The organism is Pseudomonas sp. GW821-FHT09E12 (genome assembly GCF_059416085.1).
The window spans coordinates 188,408-204,957 of the sequence record NZ_JBWKOM010000005.1; the positions used below are offsets into that span (position 1 = coordinate 188,408).

Consider the following 16,550-nt stretch of genomic DNA (forward strand, 5'->3'; position numbering starts at 1 on the left):
CCTGACATGTACGCAAGCAATCCGCAGTGGCACGAGCTGTTATGGGACGAAACCCAACGACTGGGCCAGGAGCATATCGACCTGCTGATCGACGCCACCAGCCTCGACTACCCGTTGCTGGAGGAACTGGCGAACCAGCCGGACGCACCGGTATTGGCCAAGCTGTTCGACAACACCCCGGAAGTGGCGATCGCCGATTTCGGCCCTCTGCTGCTGCGGGTGAACAAGGCGCAGAAGCCCTGGTTGAAAACCTTTATCAGCGCCGTTGACTGCAATCAGCATGTGCTGGCGCTGTTCAGCCCCTGGAGCTTCGAAGCCCTGGCCGGGCACCTGTGCAGCTGCACCCAGGCGCGCTGGAACCAGGGCCGCTCCGAAGGTGTGTTGCGCTACTACGACCCGCGCATGTTCGTGCCGGTGTGCGAAACCCTGACTCCGGCGCAAGGCCAGGCCTTCCACACCCCGGTCATCGTCTGGCACTGGCTCGACCGCGACCAGCAGGCCCAGAGCCTGCCCGGCAACTACGTGCGCCACGCGCCGCCACCGGTTATCGAGCCCTTCATGTTCGACCACCCGCAAGTGGCCAACCTGCTGGCCTGGACCGAGGCCGACAACTACCGCATCGAACGTTGCGCCACCCCGCAGGACTACGGCATGAGCCGCAAGGAAGGCCTGATCCGCCACCTGTTCCACAGCCAGCTGGCCGCCAATAAAAAAGGCCTCAAGGAGCCGGAAGAGCGCCAGCCTTTTATCCAGGAATGGCTGCTGGATAACTCGCCTTTCGTCATCGACGAGCCAGCGAGGCCGTTGATATGAATCGGTCTTTTAAGGGAAGCGCCAACAGCCTGGTGCTACGGCTGTTGTTGGGTGTCAGCAGTGTGCTGATGATCTCGGCCTGCCAGAGCCCCTCCAAGATGCTGGGCGCGCCGGTGACGGGCTACAACCACACGTCCGCGGCGATCAACCGTTTTACGGTCAATGGTGCTGGTGGGCCGAATTTGGGGCCTCATCAGGGAGGGGGAAAACAGGCTTGCTGTGGTGTTGTTCCTCGCGAGTGGGTACCGGGACTTAGGGCGATTGTTGAGTGGGAAAAGGATCCTGATCCTGGCGGCTACATCAAACGAGACCAGTATGGTCAGCTTGATCCTGAGGACTACAAGCGCCATGCCGCCAACTACTCACGCCACAAAGTCACGGTTGAGATCCCTCGGTACGCTGTAGCGGGGAGTTTGAAGGTGCATTTTCTTCCGTGCGACCAAGTACGTGTTTCTGCTGACAATATTAAACCCGGCTCTCCGGGTTATCCCTATAACTACCCGATGAACATGGAGGGGCCGAAGGTATGTTCCGATTAATAGTAAAGGGTGCTGTGATTGGTCTATTGAGGTTAAGAGTAGGCGTTTCTGTATTCAGGCGGAGTGTCTTCAAATTTAGGCGCTTTGAAGTCTCTAGTTATCGGATTTTACTGGTCTTTGGATTATTGGGCGTAAGTGCCTGTCAAGCTGAGTCCAAGATGTTATCGGCACCAGTGACCGGCTATAACCATACTTCAGCAGCAATCAACCGTTTCACGGTCAATGGAGCTGGAGGCCCGAACGTTGCTCCTCATCAGGGGGGGGGCAGTGAAGTTTGCTGCGGCATGGTTCCTCGTTACTGGACTCCGGGGTTGCGGGCAATTGTCGAGTGGGAAAAGGATCCTGATCCATATTCTTATGCAAAATGGCCTGAGCGTCCTTATTCAGATGCGTGGAATAAACGTATGGAGAAGGCAAAACAAGAATACTCACATCATAAAGTTATTGTCGATATCCCAAGATACGAAATAGCAGGAAGTCTTAAGGTCCACTTTCTACCATGTGATCAAGTTCGTGTTTCTGCGGATAATATCAAGCGAGGTGATCCTCGATATCCTTATAACTACCCGATGAACATGGAGGAGCCAAAGGTATGTCCGAACCCATGAGCAAAGGAGTTAAGCCGCGTCCTAGTGCAGCAAAGATTGCACCAATTTTCCCGATAGGTGGACGACTACCTACGGATCCCAAGCAGCTTTCGGAAAATATCAAGCACCAAAAGCGTGACGAAACTGCATTTGGCAATCAGCAACGTAAGTCGCTTCAGGCCAAGGGTGATGCAAATATTGGCGCGCCATGCTGCAAAACGCTTCATGTTACGGTGGCTTTCGATGGCACTAATAACAATGATCAAGCCGATAGTGCCTCGACGCCTTCATCATGTAGCAATATCGCACGGCTCTTTCATGCGAGCTTGGGTGCGGACCCAACTACCCAGACAGAAGGTTTTTATCGTTATTACAGCCCTGGCGTGGGAACTGTATTTCCCGACATTCGTGAATTCACACCAAAAAATATGGGGTTGGTGGCGGCCAGCGGTGGTGAAAACCGGATCAACTGGGGCCTGACTCGGATGATTGCAGTGTTAAAGGATGCGCTCCCAGGACAAGATCCTCTTTCGCTGGCTAACACTCAGGCACTGGTGGATGCCATGGCCACTAATTGGTACGGCAATGTCTTTAGCGCGGGTCTTCTGGAAAATGGCGGAAAAAAACGCGAAGCCGCCATGCGCCCCTATATGGACGAGCTGGAAAAAGTCCTGAAGCAACGCCAGGATTCTGAAGAGAAGCCACATATTCTGGCCATGCGTTTGTATGTTTATGGGTTCTCCCGGGGGGCGGCACAGGCGCGGACCTTCACCAACTGGCTCCAGGCGCTCACGCGCTGCCAAGGCAGTAATGGCAAGGTGGAGTATCGTTTTGCTGGGTTGCCGATCTCCATTGAGTTTCTTGGTATCTGCGACACAGTGGCGGCTGTGGGCCTTGCCGACAGTGCCCCCTTTGCTGCCGGGCATATGGACTGGGCTGATGGCACCATGCGTTTGCCTGATGAGGTCGTAGAACAGTGCATGGAGACATCGCTGCCGGAAGACTGCCACTTTCTAAAGCGCTGTGTGCACTTGGCGTCTGCACATGAACAGCGAGCCAGTTTCCCACTGGACTCGATTCGTCGTCGTCCAAAAAACGCCACCGGGCAGCGAGACACGAGTCAGCCATCCAGCTACCGTAGTGGAACTGTTGAGTATCTGTATCCCGGTGTGCACTCAGACGTCGGTGGTGGTTATCCACCGAAAGATCAGGGAAAAGCCATGGCTGGTACAGGTCATCTACTTTCTCAGATCGCATTGCAACATCTCTACGCAGAGGCGTTTCAAGCTGGAGCACCTTTGCAAGTGCCGGCGCTCGCTCGACAAGAAGGCACTCACGACGAATGGCGGGTGATGGATAGAGATACATTTGATGAGTTCAACGTCTCCGACGAACTCATCACTCGCTTCAACGCTTGGCAATCCGATGCCGCTAGCCAAGGCGGCGGTCCGCTCGAAGACATGATCAAACGCCAGCAAGCATTGATTACCGCCTGGCGTATCGACCGCTACGCGGGTGGCCTGGCACAGCGTGATTTTTTCAAAAACGTGTCTGCCGATATGCCTCAGGCCAAGATCGATGCGTGGGAGGCGCTGGAGAAACGCCACAAAGCCGAAACCACTGCAGCTGCGGAGGGGAAACCTGCACCGACTTATTCCGAGAGCGAGGAAAGAGAGCATCAGCTCAACATACAAATCGTTGGCAAGGACAAGTACGAAAACGCCCGTTGGGAAAAAGCCTTCGAGCCTTCGCTCGATACCCGTCAGTTGCTTGGAGCGGCTGCCGAGTTCCGTCATGACTATCGGCGCGAGTGGGGGTTGGTCGGCGACGGTCATACCAGTGTTGCGGTTATCGACATGCTGCTTGGTGGCACGGTGTACCTGATCAACGAAGAGGATGAAGCCGAGGAGTACGCCTACCTCCATAAAGAAGGTACGGATCGTTACGAAGAGATGTTCAGTGCACCCAACCAGCCTAGAGCAGGTCAGGAAGCGTTAGTGTCGCTGTTTGACGATCAGGTACACGACTCTCGCGCATGGTTCATGAACAGCTCCGGCGTTGTGCCTCGTGAGCCCTTCACCGATTACTTCCGTATTCGCCTGGTGCACTTCGACAACGAGTCAAACAAGCAGCTGTCGTTGCTGGCTACTGCTGGCCGGGTAATCGGGCTCGGTATCGCCGTGGCCAGTGTTGGCCTGAGTATCAAGAAGAAAGACCCGCGCATGTTGTTAGGTCTATTCTTGCCCTCCCTGGCGCTGCCAGTGCTCAGCGGCAAGGTCGGCCTGCCGGAACAGCCGGAAGTCAGCGCCTTCGATCCACTCACGGGCATTGCCCTGCCAATGATGAGCAATATGGATTCGCTGCGGGCGTTCACCAAGGCACCGGGAGATCTCACCGCTAAAGTCGCGGCATTGCCGCCACTGTTGCCATTGAACGAAGCGACCGCCAACACGCCAGCGTTGCAGAAAATCCTGGTGGCGCACCAGGCGCTGGAGGCTATAGAGGCCGCCCGCAACAAGGACGCGGGATCATTGGCCGGGATGTTGGCGAAAGCTGCCAACGATGAGGACAAGCCCGGTGGCTGGAAAGACATGCTGGCGAATCAGGTCGGCAATCTGAAATCGTCCGAGAAGAAGGTGTAGCTGTAAGGCAGTAAAGGGCGGTACTCGTTGAGTCGCCCTTTGCTTGCTGATTCAACCGTGCTTTTGCAGGTGGTTGAGCAAGACTGCATCACATTTAAACGATGGTCCCTCGTTTTCTCATAAAGCTGGCCCAACAACATACGTGTCGGGCCTTTCAGTAAGCCTTCGCGATCGTTTCCAGCCAAATCCTTATTCGTCGTGCATCAAATAGGAATCATCGTGCCGCTAAATTGGTGTTTTCCTACATTCGCCAAACGCTCAACTTGGTAGCGTCTTGTGAGTTTCTCGTTGGGCTTCGATGAGCAACTCTTCATGGCCTCACGGACGTAATGGATGGCTATCGACAGGGAGTAAGCAATGTTCATCCTCTTCAACGAAAAGTACTTCAACTCTCTGCCTGGCTTTGATTGCTATGACCCAGGTTGTGGTGAGCTGGCGGCGAATAAAGAAGGGCCGAAGGATGACTCCTTCGTTGTTACCAACGACCGATGCGGTGGCTGATATGAACCAGCAGCGATTGTTCGGAGGAATGGCGCTGGGGATGTTGGGGGCGCTGATGCTTTCTGCATGCCAGGTCCGTCAGGAAATGCTGAGTGCTCCGGTGGCGGGGTACAACCACACCTCGGCTGCGATCAACTGGTTCAGCGTCAATGGCGCTGGAGGTGGTAATGCGGGTCCGCATCAGGCGGGTGGCAGTGAGGTGTGTTGTGGCATGGTCCCGCGAAACTGGACTCCAGGCTTGCGAGCTATTGTGGTGTGGGAAAAGGATCCCGCGCCCTATGCTTACGGAAAATGGAGTGAGCGCCCTTACTCTGATGAATGGAGGGCGCGTATGGCAGTGCATAAAAAACAATATTCACGTCATGAAATGACAGTGGAAATACCAAAATATGATGAACCAGGAAGCCTGAAGGTTCACTTTCTTCCGTGTAATGAAGTGCGGGTTTCGGCTACAGGCATTACTCCTGGGTACCCTGGTTATCCCTACAACTTTCCGATGAATATGCCGGAGCCCAAAGTATGTCCGGACTGATGAGGCGTGCTATGAGGTGGGGAGCGTTGCCTGGGCGAATGACAGTTGGAATAGCTGGGATGCTGGTGCTTTTAGCGTGTCAGACCAGTCCGGAAATGTTGAGCGCACCAGTAACCGGATACAACCACACTTCGGCGACTATCAACTCCTTCACTATTAACGGGGCCGGAGGCCCAAATCTTGGTCCGAATTTGGCTGGTGGGGGTGAGGTTTGTTGCGCTGTCTTACCCCGCGATTGGCGCCCGGGTTTGAAGGCAACAGTGACGTGGGAAAAGGATCCCCACCCAGGTGAGTCTGTAAATTGGCCTCCCCTTGGAACGGACGCTTATCGCGAGGCATACCGAAAGCACGCTGCCAAGTACACCCAACATCGCGCTGCTGTGGATATCCCGCAGTACGGGGAGAAAGTCTGTGCACTCCAGGTTCACTTCCTTCCCTGCGATCAGGTGCGGGTATCGACAACCTGCTATACGCCCAGCAATCCCAACTACCCCGACCGGGAATACTTCCAGATGAAGGAGCCGGCAGCGTGCCCGGTTCTTTGATCAGTTTTGGGGCCTCATGAGGATGGAGGCCGCCAGGCATGACTATGGCGAGTTGTCGCGAGTTCTCTTGTTTAAGGTGGAAAATCCATGAGGTTTGTCATTCAGCACCCTTCCTTTAACGCATTTGAAGGCCTGTTCTCTGTAAAGCGTATGAGCCGACTCGGTGCTGGTGTCTTGCTCGGAACACTGTTGCCGATCATGACGTGTTCAGCGAAAGGCCAAGAGTCGGGAGAGGGTTGTTACGGTTACCTCACCGAGTTGGTCAGGAGCAGTAACTTTCCCTTTCGGGAGGTCGCCAACGAGAAGGCCAACTTGCTGATCGACGAGGACGATGGCGAGACGATTCGGGCCAAGGTGTTTTTCGCTACGCAGGGAACGGGAACGCTCGGGTGGGTGAGGTATGGTGTGAACGATGGGTCGTTGCTGGATATCACGGTGGATCCTGAGGAACCGGTGGTGTTGAGGTATGACGAGCGTTTTGCTCGGGCTTACAGCAGTTGCCTTGAGCAACGATAGTGTTGGGTCCACATCCCTTTGCGAGGGCTGCGCACTCGATCGCAGCCTGCGGCAGCGGCTACAGGGAGTCTGAAGTGACTTGGTGGTCATTTTCGCTAAAAAGACAGTCATCTTTCTCTAACGCTGCATAACGGTGGCGTTCCCCTCCGAAGCCGCTACACTGCGCCAGCCGTTCATTTTTCCTTTGGGGCTTTGCGCATGAAATTTCGTTTTCTGCTGTGGATGATGGGGCTGTTGATGGGCAAGGCCAGCCGGACCAATCCGGCGTTCCAGCAGCAGTTGGGTGACAAGGAACTGGTGTTCCAGCTGCAGACGCTGGATGGCAAGGTGGCGCGGCATTTCCGGGTGAAGGATCAGCGGATTACCAGCAAGGCGGGTGTGTATCCCGAGCCAGCGTTCGCCATTGCCTTTAAAGACGCGGCCTATGGTTTTGCCACGATGCAGGCGAAGAACAAGCAATTGGCCTTTATGACCGGGATTCAGGACAAGTCGATCCAGATCAAGGGCAACCCGGCGCTGGTGATCTGGTTCCAGGGGCTGACCAAGTACCTGAAGCCGAAGAAGGCCAAGCCGAAGGCTTGAGGGCGGGCTGTATACCAGCCGGAAGATGATCGCGGGCAAGCCTCGCTCCTACGGGAGCGGGGCTTTTTTCTGGGTGTCAGTGCTGACTGAACTGCGAGGCCAGTTCGCGCAGCAGCACTTCGGCTTCGAGGACTTTGCTGACCACGTCTTCGGCTTTGTCGCGGGACAGGCCGAGGCGTTCGAGCAGGGCGTCAGGGATGTCTTCGACAGGGCCGGAGCCGATGCCGCGGCTGCGCAGCAGGCGCACGGCCAGGCATACCAGGTTCGGGTATTCGGCGTAGGCGCCGTCGTAGCTCGGGTCGTGCTGGAAGCGCAGAGCGGTGGACAACTCGTCCGGCATGTCCCAGTAGCGCATCAGCCAGGCGCCGATCTGTTCGCGGCTGATGCCCAGCAGGTGCTGTTCGACGTAGCTGTGGCACAGGTGCGGGTTGACCTCCAGGTGGCGGCAGATCAGCGAGAAGTGCGGCGGGAAGACGTGGGCCAGCAGCAGGTAGCCGAAGTTGTGCAGCAGGCCGGCGAGGTAGGTCAGGCCGGCTTCCGGGCGCTGGGCGCGCGGCATGGCGCGAGTCAGGCCTTCGATGACGGCGGCGGTATAGATCGACTGCTGCCAGTACGGTGTGCTGTGTTGCGGGTGGTCCTTGGGCAGGCTCAGGGTCTTGCCCAGGGCCAGGCCCAGCGCCAGGTTGATCACCAGGTCGAAGCCCAGCACGCGGACGATGGCGTCTTCCACCGAGCGGATCTTGCCCGGCGAGGCGTAGTAGGGCGAAGCGGCCCAGCTCACCACTTGCGCGGCCAGGGCCGGGTCGGTTTCCACCACGCCGGTGATGTCGTCGATGGTGGCGTTGGGGTCGACCCGCAGCTTGATGATCTTCTGCGCGGTTTCGGCCAGCGGCGGAATCTCGATGGTCGCTTCCAGGCGTTGCTGGATGCGCCGGGCGGTGAAGGCCTGCATCGCCTGGGTGATTTCCTCGCGGTCGTCGTCCGGGCGGTCGAGGTTCGGGCGGATGCTGCTCAGGGCCTCGCCGAAGTTGCCGGCGCTGGCCTTGCTCAGCATGCTCTTGAAGGCGTCGCTGGTGATTTCCAGCAGCAGGCCCGGCTCGCCGGAGTTGATCAGCAGGGTCGGCTCGCGCAGCAGGCTTTCTTCATACAGGCAGGGCGAGCTGGTGAGCGCCGGCAGGCCGGGCAGCAGGCTCAGGTTGTGTTTGCCGAGCATGCGCTCCAGGCGTTCCGTGGAGACGGCGGTCAGGCGGCGGCCGGTCAGTTCGGCGAGGCGGTTGAGGTCCAGCAACTGGCTCTGTGGGAACAGCACCATCAGCGCGCCGACGGCGTCGTCCAGCAGGACCGCCTGTACCTTGCGCGCGGCCGGCAGGCCAGGATGGTCGAGGACTTCCGTGAAACCGATGTCCAGCTTGCCGAGCAGCAGCCGGATTACAGACGGAGCGTGCGGGGCTGCGGTGGCGAGGGCAACTTCTGTCATGGTCTGTATCCGTTTTCAAACAATTTCAGGAGTATAACCAGCTTGATCGGGGCATTCGCCCCTTAACTGAGACGCTGCTCACACTTGGCCGTATTGCTGCCCGTGGCGCAGCCAGCGTTCCAGCAGCGGGCTGACGTGGTGCGGCCAGCGCTCGAGCAAGGCCTGGGCGGCATCGCGCACGGCCGGCAGCAGGTCGGCATCGCGCATCAGGTCGGCGACCTTGAATTGCAGCAGGCCGGTCTGGCGGGTGCCGAGCATCTCGCCGGGGCCGCGCAGTTCCAGGTCTTTTTCGGCGATGACAAAACCGTCGTTGGTTTCGCGCATGATGCCCAGGCGCTGGCGGCCGATCTGCGACAAGGGAGGATGGTAGAGCATGACGCAATGGCTGGCGGCGCTGCCCCGACCAACGCGACCGCGCAACTGGTGCAGCTGGGCCAGGCCCAGGCGCTCGGGGTTCTCGATGATCATCAGGCTGGCGTTGGGCACATCGACGCCGACTTCGATCACGGTGGTGGCCACCAGCAGCTGCAATTCACCGGCCTTGAACTGGCCCATGACCTCGGCCTTTTCCGTCGGCTTCATGCGCCCGTGGATCAAGCCGACCCGCAGTTCGCCCAGGGCGCTGCTCAGGTCTTCGTAAGTGGTTTGCGCGGCCTGGCAGGTCAGCTCTTCGGATTCCTCGATCAGCGTGCACACCCAATAGGCCTGGCGCCCTTCGGCGCAGGCGGCGCGCACCCGCTCGATGACTTCGACCCGCCGCGAGTCGGTCACCAGCACGGTGTTCACCGGCGTACGGCCAGGGGGCAGCTCGTCGAGGATCGAAGTGTCGAGGTCGGCGTAGGCGCTCATGGCCAGGGTCCGTGGGATCGGCGTGGCGGTCATGATCAGCTGGTGCGGGCACAGGCGTCCGCCCACGCCTTTCTGGCGCAGGGCCAGGCGCTGCTGCACGCCGAAGCGGTGTTGTTCGTCGATGATCACCAGCGCCAGGTTCTTGAACTGCACTTCGTCCTGGAACAGCGCATGGGTGCCGACCACCATCGGCGCGCCGGCGGCGATCTGTTCCAGGGCCGCTGTGCGGTTCTTGCCCTTGAGCTTGCCGGCCAGCCAGGCGACTTCCAGCCCCAGCGGTTCGAGCCAGCGCTTGAAGGTGATGAAGTGCTGCTCGGCGAGGATCTCGGTCGGTGCCATCAGCGCCACCTGATAGCCAGCCTCCAGCGCCTGCAGGGCGGCGAGGGCGGCGACCACGGTCTTGCCGGCCCCCACGTCGCCTTGGATCAGCCGCAGCATCGGCTCGGGCTGGCTGAGGTCATAGGCGATCTCGTTGCCGACCCGTTGCTGCGCGCCGGTGGGTGGAAAGCCGAGGTTCTTCAGGTACAGCGCCGGCAGCCGGGTGGCCTTGGGCAGCGCCGGGGCGAGTTGCGAGCGCAGGCTTTCGCGCAGGCGCTGCTGGGACAGCTGATGGGTCAGCAGCTCTTCGAACGCCAGGCGATGCTGGGCCCAATGGTGACCCAGGGCCAGTTCGTCGACATCGGCGTCGGCCGGCGGGTGGTGCAGGTAGCGAATCGCATCGTCCAGCGGCGCCAGCTGGTAATCCCGCGCCAGCTCTTGCGGCAGCCAGTCCGGCAGGCTGCGCGGGCCGAGCAGGGCCAGGCTCTGCTGGCACAGCATGCGCAGGCGCTGCTGGGTCAGGCCTTCGGTGAGCGGGTAGATGGGGGTCAGGGTCTGGTCCACGGGCGGCGGTTCATCGCCGCTGATGGCGCGGTATTCCGGGTGGTAGATTTCCAGCCCCGAGGCGCCGGGACGGGCTTCGCCATAACAGCGCACGCGGGTGCCGCGCTTGAGGCCTTCCTTCTGCGCGTTGCTGAAATGGTAAAAGCGCAGGCTGAGCCCGCCGGTGCCGTCCTGCAGGCGCACCAGCAGGCTGCGGCGCTTGCCCATCACCACGTCGGCGCCGCTGACGGTGCCTTCGATCACCGCGTCCTGCCCGGGACGCAGCGCGCCGATCGGCACCACGCGGGTGCGGTCCTGATAGCGCAGGGGCAGGTGGAACAGTACGTCCTGCAGGTTCTCCAGGCCGACCTTGGCCAGCTTTTCGGCCATGGCTTCGCCGACGCCCTTGAGTGCCGTGACCGGCACGTTCGACAGCTCAGTCATCGCGACGGTTTAACTCGCGGCAGGCGGCTTGGCCACCGAACACAGGCGGATCGAGTCGGCGAGGATCTCGATGGCTTTCGGCCGCGGGAAGCTGGCGCGCCAGGCGATCGCCACGGTGCGGAACGGCACGGGCGCGGTCAGCGGCCGCACTTCGATCACGCCCGGAGCGTAGTGATGGCTGTCCACCGCCGAGAGTGGCAGGATCGAGACGCCAAGGCCGGAAGCGACCATATGACGGATGGTTTCCAGGGAACTGGATTCCACCGTGGTGTGCTTGGCGCCGTCGTTGCCCTTGGTCAGGGTCGGGCAGGCTTCCAGGACCTGGTCGCGGAAACAGTGGCCTTCGCCCAGCAGCAACAGGCTCTTGTCGTTGAGCAGGTTGGCGTCGATGGTCTCTTTCTGGGTCCAGGGGTGGGTGCTGGGCATCAGCACGTAGAAGGGTTCGTCGTACAGCGGCAGGGTCAGCACGTCGGCTTCGTTGAACGGCAGGGCGATGATGATCGCGTCCAGTTCGCCGTTGCGCAGCTTGTCGCGCAGCACGTGGGTGAAGTTCTCTTCGATATACAACGGCATCTGCGGGGCGACCCGGTGCAGTTGCGGGATCAGGTGCGGAAACAGGTACGGGCCGACGGTGTAGATGGCGCCGACCTTCAGCGGGGCGGTCAGCTGGTTCTTGCCGGCCTGGGCCAGTTCGCGAATGCCCTGGGCCTGTTCGAGGACCTTCTGCGCCTGGGCGACAATGCCTTCGCCGACCGGCGTCAGACGTACCGCACTCTTGCTGCGTTCGAAAATCAGCACACCGAGTTCGTCTTCAAGCTTCTTCACGCCCACCGACAGGGTCGGCTGGCTGACATGGCAACGCTCGGCCGCGTGGCCGAAGTGCTGCTCTTGGGCGAGGGTAACGATGTAGCGTAATTCAGTAAGAGTCATAGCGGACGTCCATGAGGTTGCGGGCCAAGCATACCGGCTGCAATCGATAGACGCACGTTATCAGACTCAATGCTCGCTGTGACACCGGGCAATGCATGCCGGTCATGCCTGGAAAAGCAAAAAGGCACCTTTGGGTGCCTTTAATAGGTTTGCGCTGCCGCCCTCATGCCCTGTAGGAGCGAGCTTGCTCGCGATCCGCCTAAGCGGCCAAATGCCCGCTTATCCGGCGGTAGCTGCGCTGGCCTCATCGCGAGCAAGCTCGCTCCTACAAAGGCGCTGGTGCTGTCAACGGCGACGTTTCTCCAGGGAGTAAACGAAGGGCGCGACGATCTCGATCGAGCCGTTGTTGAGCATGTCCGCCGGCGGCTTGGGCAGCGGCTGGGCGCGGCGGATCATTTCCAGGGTGGCCCGGTCCAGATCGGCGTTGCCCGAGCGTCCTACCAGTTCATAGGACAGCACGTTGCCTTGGGCATCGACCACGAAGCGCAGCCGGTTCAGGCCTTCCTTGCCGCGCGCCTGGGCACCCGGCGGGTACTTCTTGTACTTGGCCAGGTGCGCCAGCAGCGTGCCTTGCCAGCTTTCCTTGGCGGCGATCTGCGCCGGCGACGGGCCCGGAGCAGGTGCCGAGGACGGTGCCGCGGTGGGCGTCGGCGGAGCGTCGCTAGGCTTCTCTTCGCTCGGCTTTTCCTTCGGCGGTTCCGGCTTTTTCTCCACCGGCTTGGGCGGTTGCGGCTTGGGCTTGGGTTTGACCGGCTTGGGCACGGAAATCGTCGGTTTCGGCGCTTCCGCGAGTTTGGGCAGCGGCAGCTCTTCGACCGGAGCCGGCGGCTGCGGTGGCGTCACGACCTTGGGCGGCGCGGGAGGAGGCGGTGCCGGAAGCGGCGCCAGCTCGACCATCATCGCCTGCGGTGGCAGCTCGACCGGCATGGGGGAGCTCCAGTTGAGCGCGAGCAGGATCGCGACCGCATGGACCCCCAATACGATGGCCAGGCTACCGCTGTAACGCGTCAGTTTTTGGCGCGTCGTGATCATTTCTTGGTAGCCGTCTCAAGTCCGACCAGGCCGACCTTCAGGTATCCGGCGGCCCGCAGGGCATCCATCACGCTCATCAGGTCGCCGTAATCCACGCCTTTGTCGGCCTGGAAGAAGATCGTCGTGTCTTTCTTGCCCTGGGTCTTGGCGTCGAGGGTGGCGCCGAGGGCTTCGGCCTTCACTTCGTCGTCGCCGAGGTACAGGCGTTGGTCGGCCTTGACGCTGAGAAACACCGGTTTCTCGGGGCGTGGTGCCGGTTTGGCCGTCGAGGCCGGAAGATCGACCTTGATGTCCACGGTCGCCAGCGGCGCGGCGACCATGAAGATGATCAGCAGTACCAGCATCACGTCGATGAACGGCGTGACGTTGATTTCGTGGTTTTCGGCGAGATCGTCTTCTGCGCCTTCTTTCAAATGCAGGCCCATGGCGGATTACCCTACTTTGGCCACATGAGGTTGCGCGGAGCGCTCGGCGGTCGGCAGGTGATCGAGATCACGGCTGACCAGCAGCAGGACTTCCGCGGAGGCGTCGGAGACCTGGGCCTTGTAGCCGGCGATGGAGCGGGCGAAGACGTTGTAGATGACCACCGCTGGAATGGCCGCGACCAGACCCAGGGCGGTTGCCAGCAGAGCTTCGGCGATGCCGGGGGCGACGACGGCGAGGTTGGTGGTCTGGGTTTTGGCGATACCGATGAAGCTGTTCATGATGCCCCACACGGTACCGAACAGGCCGACGAAGGGCGCGGTGGAACCGATGGTGGCGAGCACGCCGGTGCCGTTGCTCATGTTGCGGCCGCAGGCGGCTACCAGGCGCTCGAGGCGGAAGCTGACGCGTTCCTTGATGCCTTCTTTCTCGCGGCTGTTGGCCGACAGGCGCATTTCTTCCAGGGCGTCGTGGACCAGCAGGTTGGCCAGGGTGCCTTCTTTGGCGGCGGTGACGCTGGCATCCTTGAGGGTGGTGGCCTTTTTCAGGTTGAGGATTTCACCGCGCAGGCGACGCTTGGCGCCCATCAGCTCGAAGCCTTTGGCGATCCAGATGGTCCAGGTGATGATCGAGGCGATGGCCAGGCCGATCATCACGAGCTTCACGATGATGTCGGCGTTCTGGTACATGCCCCAGGGAGACAGGTCGTGGGCCATGCCCAGGGAGTTGTCCGCTTCGAGGACTTCAGGTGCATCAACGGCTGCTTCGCCTTCGGCAGGTGCCGGCGCTGCAGCGACCGGAGTGGCTACCGGCGCCGTGGCGTCGGCCGGCGCGTGGGCTGCCGCAGGTGTCGCGGCGCCAGCCGGGGCCTGCTCATCGGCGAAGGCGGCGGTCGGTGCCAGCAGCAGGCTGAACAGCAACGCTGCGGCCGCGCTCATGGCGCGCAGCGGGCTTGGGCGTTGGGTTGGCGAAGCGGAGAATTGATTGCGTGTCATGCTGGCCGGACCTGAGAGGGAAAAGGGTAAGTGTCCTTCTAGGCCTCGCAGGGCCGAGAACAAATGGGCCGTCATTATTGCAACTAATTCTTGTTAACAGAAGTAATAGAGTATCTTTTTTTCTTTGATTGCTAGCCGCTCGTCCATTGCCGACGCTAGTCTGTGCCTTTCTGATAGGAGTTTTCTGATGTCCGCCCCTTCTGTTCTGATCGCTGGCTGCGGTGATGTCGGCAGCCGTCTGGCGAAGCAACTGCTGGCTGAAAACTGGCAGGTCTACGGCCTGCGGCGCACGGTTTCGCAATTGCCGGAAGGGGTGATCGGCGTGGCGGGCGATCTTTTCAGTGAGCAGTGTCCGCCAGCCTGGCCCACCACGTCGCTGGATTACCTGGTGTACAGCGCGGCCGCGACCGAGCATGACGAGGCGGGCTATCGTGCGGCCTATGTCGAGGGGCTGACCCATGTCCTGGGTTGGCTCAAGCAGAACGGGCAGTCGCCAAAACGCTTGCTGTTCGTTTCCAGCAGCAGCGTATACGGGCAGAAAAATGGCGAGTGGATCGACGAGACCTCGCCGGCCCAGGCCGACGGCTATTCCGGGCGGCTGATGCTCGAGGCCGAGCAAGTGGCCTTGCAGAGTGGCATTCCAGCCAGCCTGGTGCGGTTGACCGGGATTTACGGCCCGGGGCGGGAATGGCTGTTGAATCAGGTGCGTCAGGGTTATCGCGTCGCCATCGATCCACCGCTGTATGGCAACCGCATTCATGCCGACGATGCCGCGGGGTTGCTGGCCTTCCTGTTGCAGGCCGATCGGCGCGGCGTGGTGCTTGAGGATTGCTATATCGGGGTCGACGATGCACCGGTGCCTTTGGCCGAGGTGGTGGGCTGGCTACGGGAGTACCTGGGCGTGACCGAGTGGGCGGACAGCTCGAGCGTGCGGCGTTCCGGCAGCAAGCGCTGCAGCAATGCCCGCGCCAGGGCCCTGGGCTGGGCGCCGCGTTATCCGAGTTTTCGCGAGGGGTATGCGCAGATTATCGAAGGGCAGGGCTGAGCCGCATCATGAATAAAGAAAAAGGAGCCTTTCGGCTCCTTTTTGCTGGATCACTGTTTTTCCAGTAGCCACTGGCGCGTACCCGGGGTGAGGGAAGGTACCTCGTTCGCCTGGGAGGCGTTGATGGGCTGGAAGATCTCCAGTTGCTTGCCGTTGCGCGCAAAGATCCACGGGTTGCCCTGGCCGTTGAGCTGCAGCCACAGGTTGTCGTAGCCGCCGCTCATCGAGGCGCAGTCGCCGGCGAGGCACAGTGCGTAGCGATCGGCGCCCGGCAGGCCCATGACCTGGCCGTTGGACTGGAACAGCACGGTGCCGCCTTCGCCCGGGCCGTTGACGATTTTCCATTCGCCGCCCAGGTAAGCCGAGTACAGCGCGCGCTCGAAGTTGGCGCCCAGTGGCGCGCCTTCCGGGGCCGGGTCCTTGGGACGATCGAAGACCTGTTCCGGCTCGTTGTCGTTGGCTTCTTGCAGCAGCTGTTTGCCGTCGCGCTTCAATTCGCTGGCGGAGCTGCCGTAGAAATCGATTTTCCAGGCGCCGGACTCTTCAGCCAACACCTTGCCTTCAACGTTTTCGAAGCCATTGGTGTAGCGCGCCTGGCTGGCCTTGGTGTTGACGTCCCATTCCAGGTTCGGGCCGTAGCCTTGCAGGGCTTCGCGCAGCGGTCCGCCTTTGGCGGCGGCGTCGATGGCGACCTGATTGATCCAGGTACCACTGATGTCACGGTCGGCGGGATCGCTGGCGCAGCCACCGAGGAACAGGGCGCACAACGAGAGGGCTAGCGCTTTGCGCATGAGAAAATCCTTTCAGAACGGAGACGGCGCGGCCTGGGTAGCCGCGCCGGACGTGTTACTCGATGACCAGGATGGCATCCATTTCAACCTGCGCGCCTTTTGGCAGGGCGGCAACGCCGATGGCGGCACGGGCAGGGTAAGGCTGCTGGAAGTACTTGCCCATGATCTCGTTGACCTTGGCGAAGTGGCTCAGGTCGGTGAGGAAGATGTTCAGTTTGACGATGTCCTTGAACGAACCACCGGCGGCCTCGGCCACGGACTTGAGGTTCTCGAATACCTGGACGGTCTGGGCTTCGAAGCCTTCCACCAGTTCCATGGTCTTTGGATCGAGCGGGATCTGGCCGGACATGTAGACGGTGTTGCCTGCCTTGATCGCCTGGGAATAGGTGCCGATCGCGGCGGGTGCCTTGTCGCTGGTGATAACGGTCTTGGTCATGAATGACTCC

At 60.6% G+C, this 16,550-nt stretch carries 18 protein-coding genes; 10 read left to right on the forward strand and 8 right to left on the reverse strand.

Features of this window, described 5'->3' with window-relative positions; translation table 11 throughout:
• Positions 1-6 precede the first annotated feature (6 nt).
• From tla1 to AC07PQ_RS15980, 9 genes are all read left to right on the forward strand, one after another.
• Complete coding sequence (gene tla1, locus AC07PQ_RS15940; RefSeq protein WP_087087517.1) at positions 7-813, forward strand: toxin Tle1 chaperone Tla1; 807 nt, start codon at positions 7-9, stop codon at positions 811-813.
• Entirely contained in the window at positions 810-1,352 is a 543-nt protein-coding gene (gene tli1a / locus AC07PQ_RS15945; protein WP_493185876.1) for a Tli1a family immunity protein, read from the forward strand. The genes tla1 and tli1a (AC07PQ_RS15945) overlap by 4 nt, the downstream gene beginning before the upstream one ends.
• Complete coding sequence (gene tli1a, locus AC07PQ_RS15950; RefSeq protein WP_493185877.1) at positions 1,340-1,960, forward strand: Tli1a family immunity protein; 621 nt, start codon at positions 1,340-1,342, stop codon at positions 1,958-1,960. Before tli1a (AC07PQ_RS15945) ends, tli1a (AC07PQ_RS15950) begins: the two co-directional genes overlap by 13 nt.
• Complete coding sequence (locus AC07PQ_RS15955; protein ID WP_493185878.1) at positions 1,945-4,581, forward strand: T6SS phospholipase effector Tle1-like catalytic domain-containing protein; 2,637 nt, start codon at positions 1,945-1,947, stop codon at positions 4,579-4,581. The genes tli1a (AC07PQ_RS15950) and AC07PQ_RS15955 overlap by 16 nt, the downstream gene beginning before the upstream one ends.
• A gap of 357 nt (positions 4,582-4,938) precedes the next feature.
• Positions 4,939-5,082, forward strand: a complete 144-nt coding sequence (locus AC07PQ_RS15960; RefSeq protein WP_493185879.1) for a hypothetical protein — start codon at positions 4,939-4,941, stop codon at positions 5,080-5,082.
• A 1-nt stretch (position 5,083) separates the two neighbouring features.
• A complete protein-coding gene (gene tli1a, locus AC07PQ_RS15965) occupies positions 5,084-5,614 on the forward strand; it encodes a Tli1a family immunity protein (protein WP_493185880.1) in 531 nt (176 codons plus the stop codon).
• Positions 5,614-6,159: a Tli1a family immunity protein gene (tli1a, locus tag AC07PQ_RS15970; RefSeq protein WP_414004192.1), complete on the forward strand. Its 546-nt coding sequence runs from the start codon at positions 5,614-5,616 to the stop codon at positions 6,157-6,159. Before tli1a (AC07PQ_RS15965) ends, tli1a (AC07PQ_RS15970) begins: the two co-directional genes overlap by 1 nt.
• 87 nt (positions 6,160-6,246) lie before the next feature.
• Positions 6,247-6,675: a hypothetical protein gene (locus AC07PQ_RS15975; RefSeq protein WP_493185881.1), complete on the forward strand. Its 429-nt coding sequence runs from the start codon at positions 6,247-6,249 to the stop codon at positions 6,673-6,675.
• Positions 6,676-6,873: 198 nt separating this feature from the next.
• The gene (locus AC07PQ_RS15980; protein WP_150053177.1) at positions 6,874-7,257 is read left to right on the forward strand and encodes a helicase; all 384 of its coding nucleotides are present in this window, start codon (positions 6,874-6,876) and stop codon (positions 7,255-7,257) included.
• A gap of 76 nt (positions 7,258-7,333) precedes the next feature.
• Here AC07PQ_RS15980 and AC07PQ_RS15985 read toward each other — a convergent pair whose 3' ends face one another.
• The 6 genes from AC07PQ_RS15985 to exbB all read right to left on the reverse strand — a co-directional run bounded on the left by AC07PQ_RS15985 (position 7,334) and on the right by exbB (position 14,268).
• Complete coding sequence (locus AC07PQ_RS15985; protein ID WP_085532825.1) at positions 7,334-8,734, reverse strand: aminoacyl-tRNA deacylase and HDOD domain-containing protein; 1,401 nt, start codon at positions 8,732-8,734, stop codon at positions 7,334-7,336.
• Between the two features lie 78 nt (positions 8,735-8,812).
• Positions 8,813-10,888, reverse strand: a complete 2,076-nt coding sequence (gene recG / locus AC07PQ_RS15990; RefSeq protein ID WP_007921149.1) for an ATP-dependent DNA helicase RecG — start codon at positions 10,886-10,888, stop codon at positions 8,813-8,815.
• Positions 10,889-10,897: 9 nt separating this feature from the next.
• Positions 10,898-11,818: a hydrogen peroxide-inducible genes activator gene (locus AC07PQ_RS15995; RefSeq protein WP_007921147.1), complete on the reverse strand. Its 921-nt coding sequence runs from the start codon at positions 11,816-11,818 to the stop codon at positions 10,898-10,900.
• Positions 11,819-12,103: 285 nt separating this feature from the next.
• The gene (locus tag AC07PQ_RS16000) at positions 12,104-12,850 is read right to left on the reverse strand and encodes an energy transducer TonB family protein (RefSeq protein WP_007921144.1); all 747 of its coding nucleotides are present in this window, start codon (positions 12,848-12,850) and stop codon (positions 12,104-12,106) included.
• Positions 12,847-13,275: a TonB system transport protein ExbD gene (exbD, locus tag AC07PQ_RS16005; protein ID WP_007921142.1), complete on the reverse strand. Its 429-nt coding sequence runs from the start codon at positions 13,273-13,275 to the stop codon at positions 12,847-12,849. The genes AC07PQ_RS16000 and exbD overlap by 4 nt, the downstream gene beginning before the upstream one ends.
• Before the next feature lie 6 nt (positions 13,276-13,281).
• Positions 13,282-14,268, reverse strand: coding sequence for a tonB-system energizer ExbB (exbB, locus tag AC07PQ_RS16010; protein WP_493185882.1), 987 nt, complete (start codon positions 14,266-14,268; stop codon positions 13,282-13,284).
• Positions 14,269-14,455: 187 nt separating this feature from the next.
• Between exbB and AC07PQ_RS16015 the strand changes: the two genes are divergently transcribed.
• On the forward strand, positions 14,456-15,313 hold the full coding sequence (locus tag AC07PQ_RS16015) for an SDR family oxidoreductase (RefSeq protein WP_493185883.1): 858 nt from the start codon (positions 14,456-14,458) through the stop codon (positions 15,311-15,313).
• 50 nt (positions 15,314-15,363) lie between these two features.
• Here AC07PQ_RS16015 and AC07PQ_RS16020 read toward each other — a convergent pair whose 3' ends face one another.
• Together AC07PQ_RS16020 and AC07PQ_RS16025 are read right to left on the reverse strand one after the other, a co-directional pair.
• Positions 15,364-16,104: a putative periplasmic lipoprotein gene (locus AC07PQ_RS16020; protein ID WP_007921135.1), complete on the reverse strand. Its 741-nt coding sequence runs from the start codon at positions 16,102-16,104 to the stop codon at positions 15,364-15,366.
• A 55-nt stretch (positions 16,105-16,159) separates the two neighbouring features.
• Entirely contained in the window at positions 16,160-16,540 is a 381-nt protein-coding gene (locus AC07PQ_RS16025) for a RidA family protein (RefSeq protein ID WP_007921133.1), read from the reverse strand.
• Positions 16,541-16,550: the final 10 nt, after the last annotated feature.

What these genes read in the sequence shown, in the direction of transcription:
- AC07PQ_RS15960 (WP_493185879.1), top strand. Translation starts at nt 4,939, where the DNA reads ATGTTCATCCTCTTCAACGAAAAGTACTTCAACTCTCTGCCTGGCTTT.
- AC07PQ_RS16000 (WP_007921144.1), bottom strand. Translation starts at nt 12,850, where the DNA reads ATGATCACGACGCGCCAAAAACTGACGCGTTACAGCGGTAGCCTGGCC.
- AC07PQ_RS15955 (WP_493185878.1), top strand. Translation starts at nt 1,945, where the DNA reads ATGTCCGAACCCATGAGCAAAGGAGTTAAGCCGCGTCCTAGTGCAGCA.
- AC07PQ_RS15975 (WP_493185881.1), top strand. Translation starts at nt 6,247, where the DNA reads ATGAGGTTTGTCATTCAGCACCCTTCCTTTAACGCATTTGAAGGCCTG.
- exbD (WP_007921142.1), bottom strand. Translation starts at nt 13,275, where the DNA reads ATGGGCCTGCATTTGAAAGAAGGCGCAGAAGACGATCTCGCCGAAAAC.
- tli1a (WP_493185877.1), top strand. Translation starts at nt 1,340, where the DNA reads ATGTTCCGATTAATAGTAAAGGGTGCTGTGATTGGTCTATTGAGGTTA.
- tli1a (WP_493185880.1), top strand. Translation starts at nt 5,084, where the DNA reads ATGAACCAGCAGCGATTGTTCGGAGGAATGGCGCTGGGGATGTTGGGG.
- tli1a (WP_414004192.1), top strand. Translation starts at nt 5,614, where the DNA reads ATGAGGCGTGCTATGAGGTGGGGAGCGTTGCCTGGGCGAATGACAGTT.
- AC07PQ_RS15980 (WP_150053177.1), top strand. Translation starts at nt 6,874, where the DNA reads ATGAAATTTCGTTTTCTGCTGTGGATGATGGGGCTGTTGATGGGCAAG.
- tli1a (WP_493185876.1), top strand. Translation starts at nt 810, where the DNA reads ATGAATCGGTCTTTTAAGGGAAGCGCCAACAGCCTGGTGCTACGGCTG.
- AC07PQ_RS16015 (WP_493185883.1), top strand. Translation starts at nt 14,456, where the DNA reads ATGTCCGCCCCTTCTGTTCTGATCGCTGGCTGCGGTGATGTCGGCAGC.
- AC07PQ_RS16020 (WP_007921135.1), bottom strand. Translation starts at nt 16,104, where the DNA reads ATGCGCAAAGCGCTAGCCCTCTCGTTGTGCGCCCTGTTCCTCGGTGGC.
- AC07PQ_RS15995 (WP_007921147.1), bottom strand. Translation starts at nt 11,818, where the DNA reads ATGACTCTTACTGAATTACGCTACATCGTTACCCTCGCCCAAGAGCAG.
- recG (WP_007921149.1), bottom strand. Translation starts at nt 10,888, where the DNA reads ATGACTGAGCTGTCGAACGTGCCGGTCACGGCACTCAAGGGCGTCGGC.
- exbB (WP_493185882.1), bottom strand. Translation starts at nt 14,268, where the DNA reads ATGACACGCAATCAATTCTCCGCTTCGCCAACCCAACGCCCAAGCCCG.
- AC07PQ_RS15985 (WP_085532825.1), bottom strand. Translation starts at nt 8,734, where the DNA reads ATGACAGAAGTTGCCCTCGCCACCGCAGCCCCGCACGCTCCGTCTGTA.
- tla1 (WP_087087517.1), top strand. Translation starts at nt 7, where the DNA reads ATGTACGCAAGCAATCCGCAGTGGCACGAGCTGTTATGGGACGAAACC.
- AC07PQ_RS16025 (WP_007921133.1), bottom strand. Translation starts at nt 16,540, where the DNA reads ATGACCAAGACCGTTATCACCAGCGACAAGGCACCCGCCGCGATCGGC.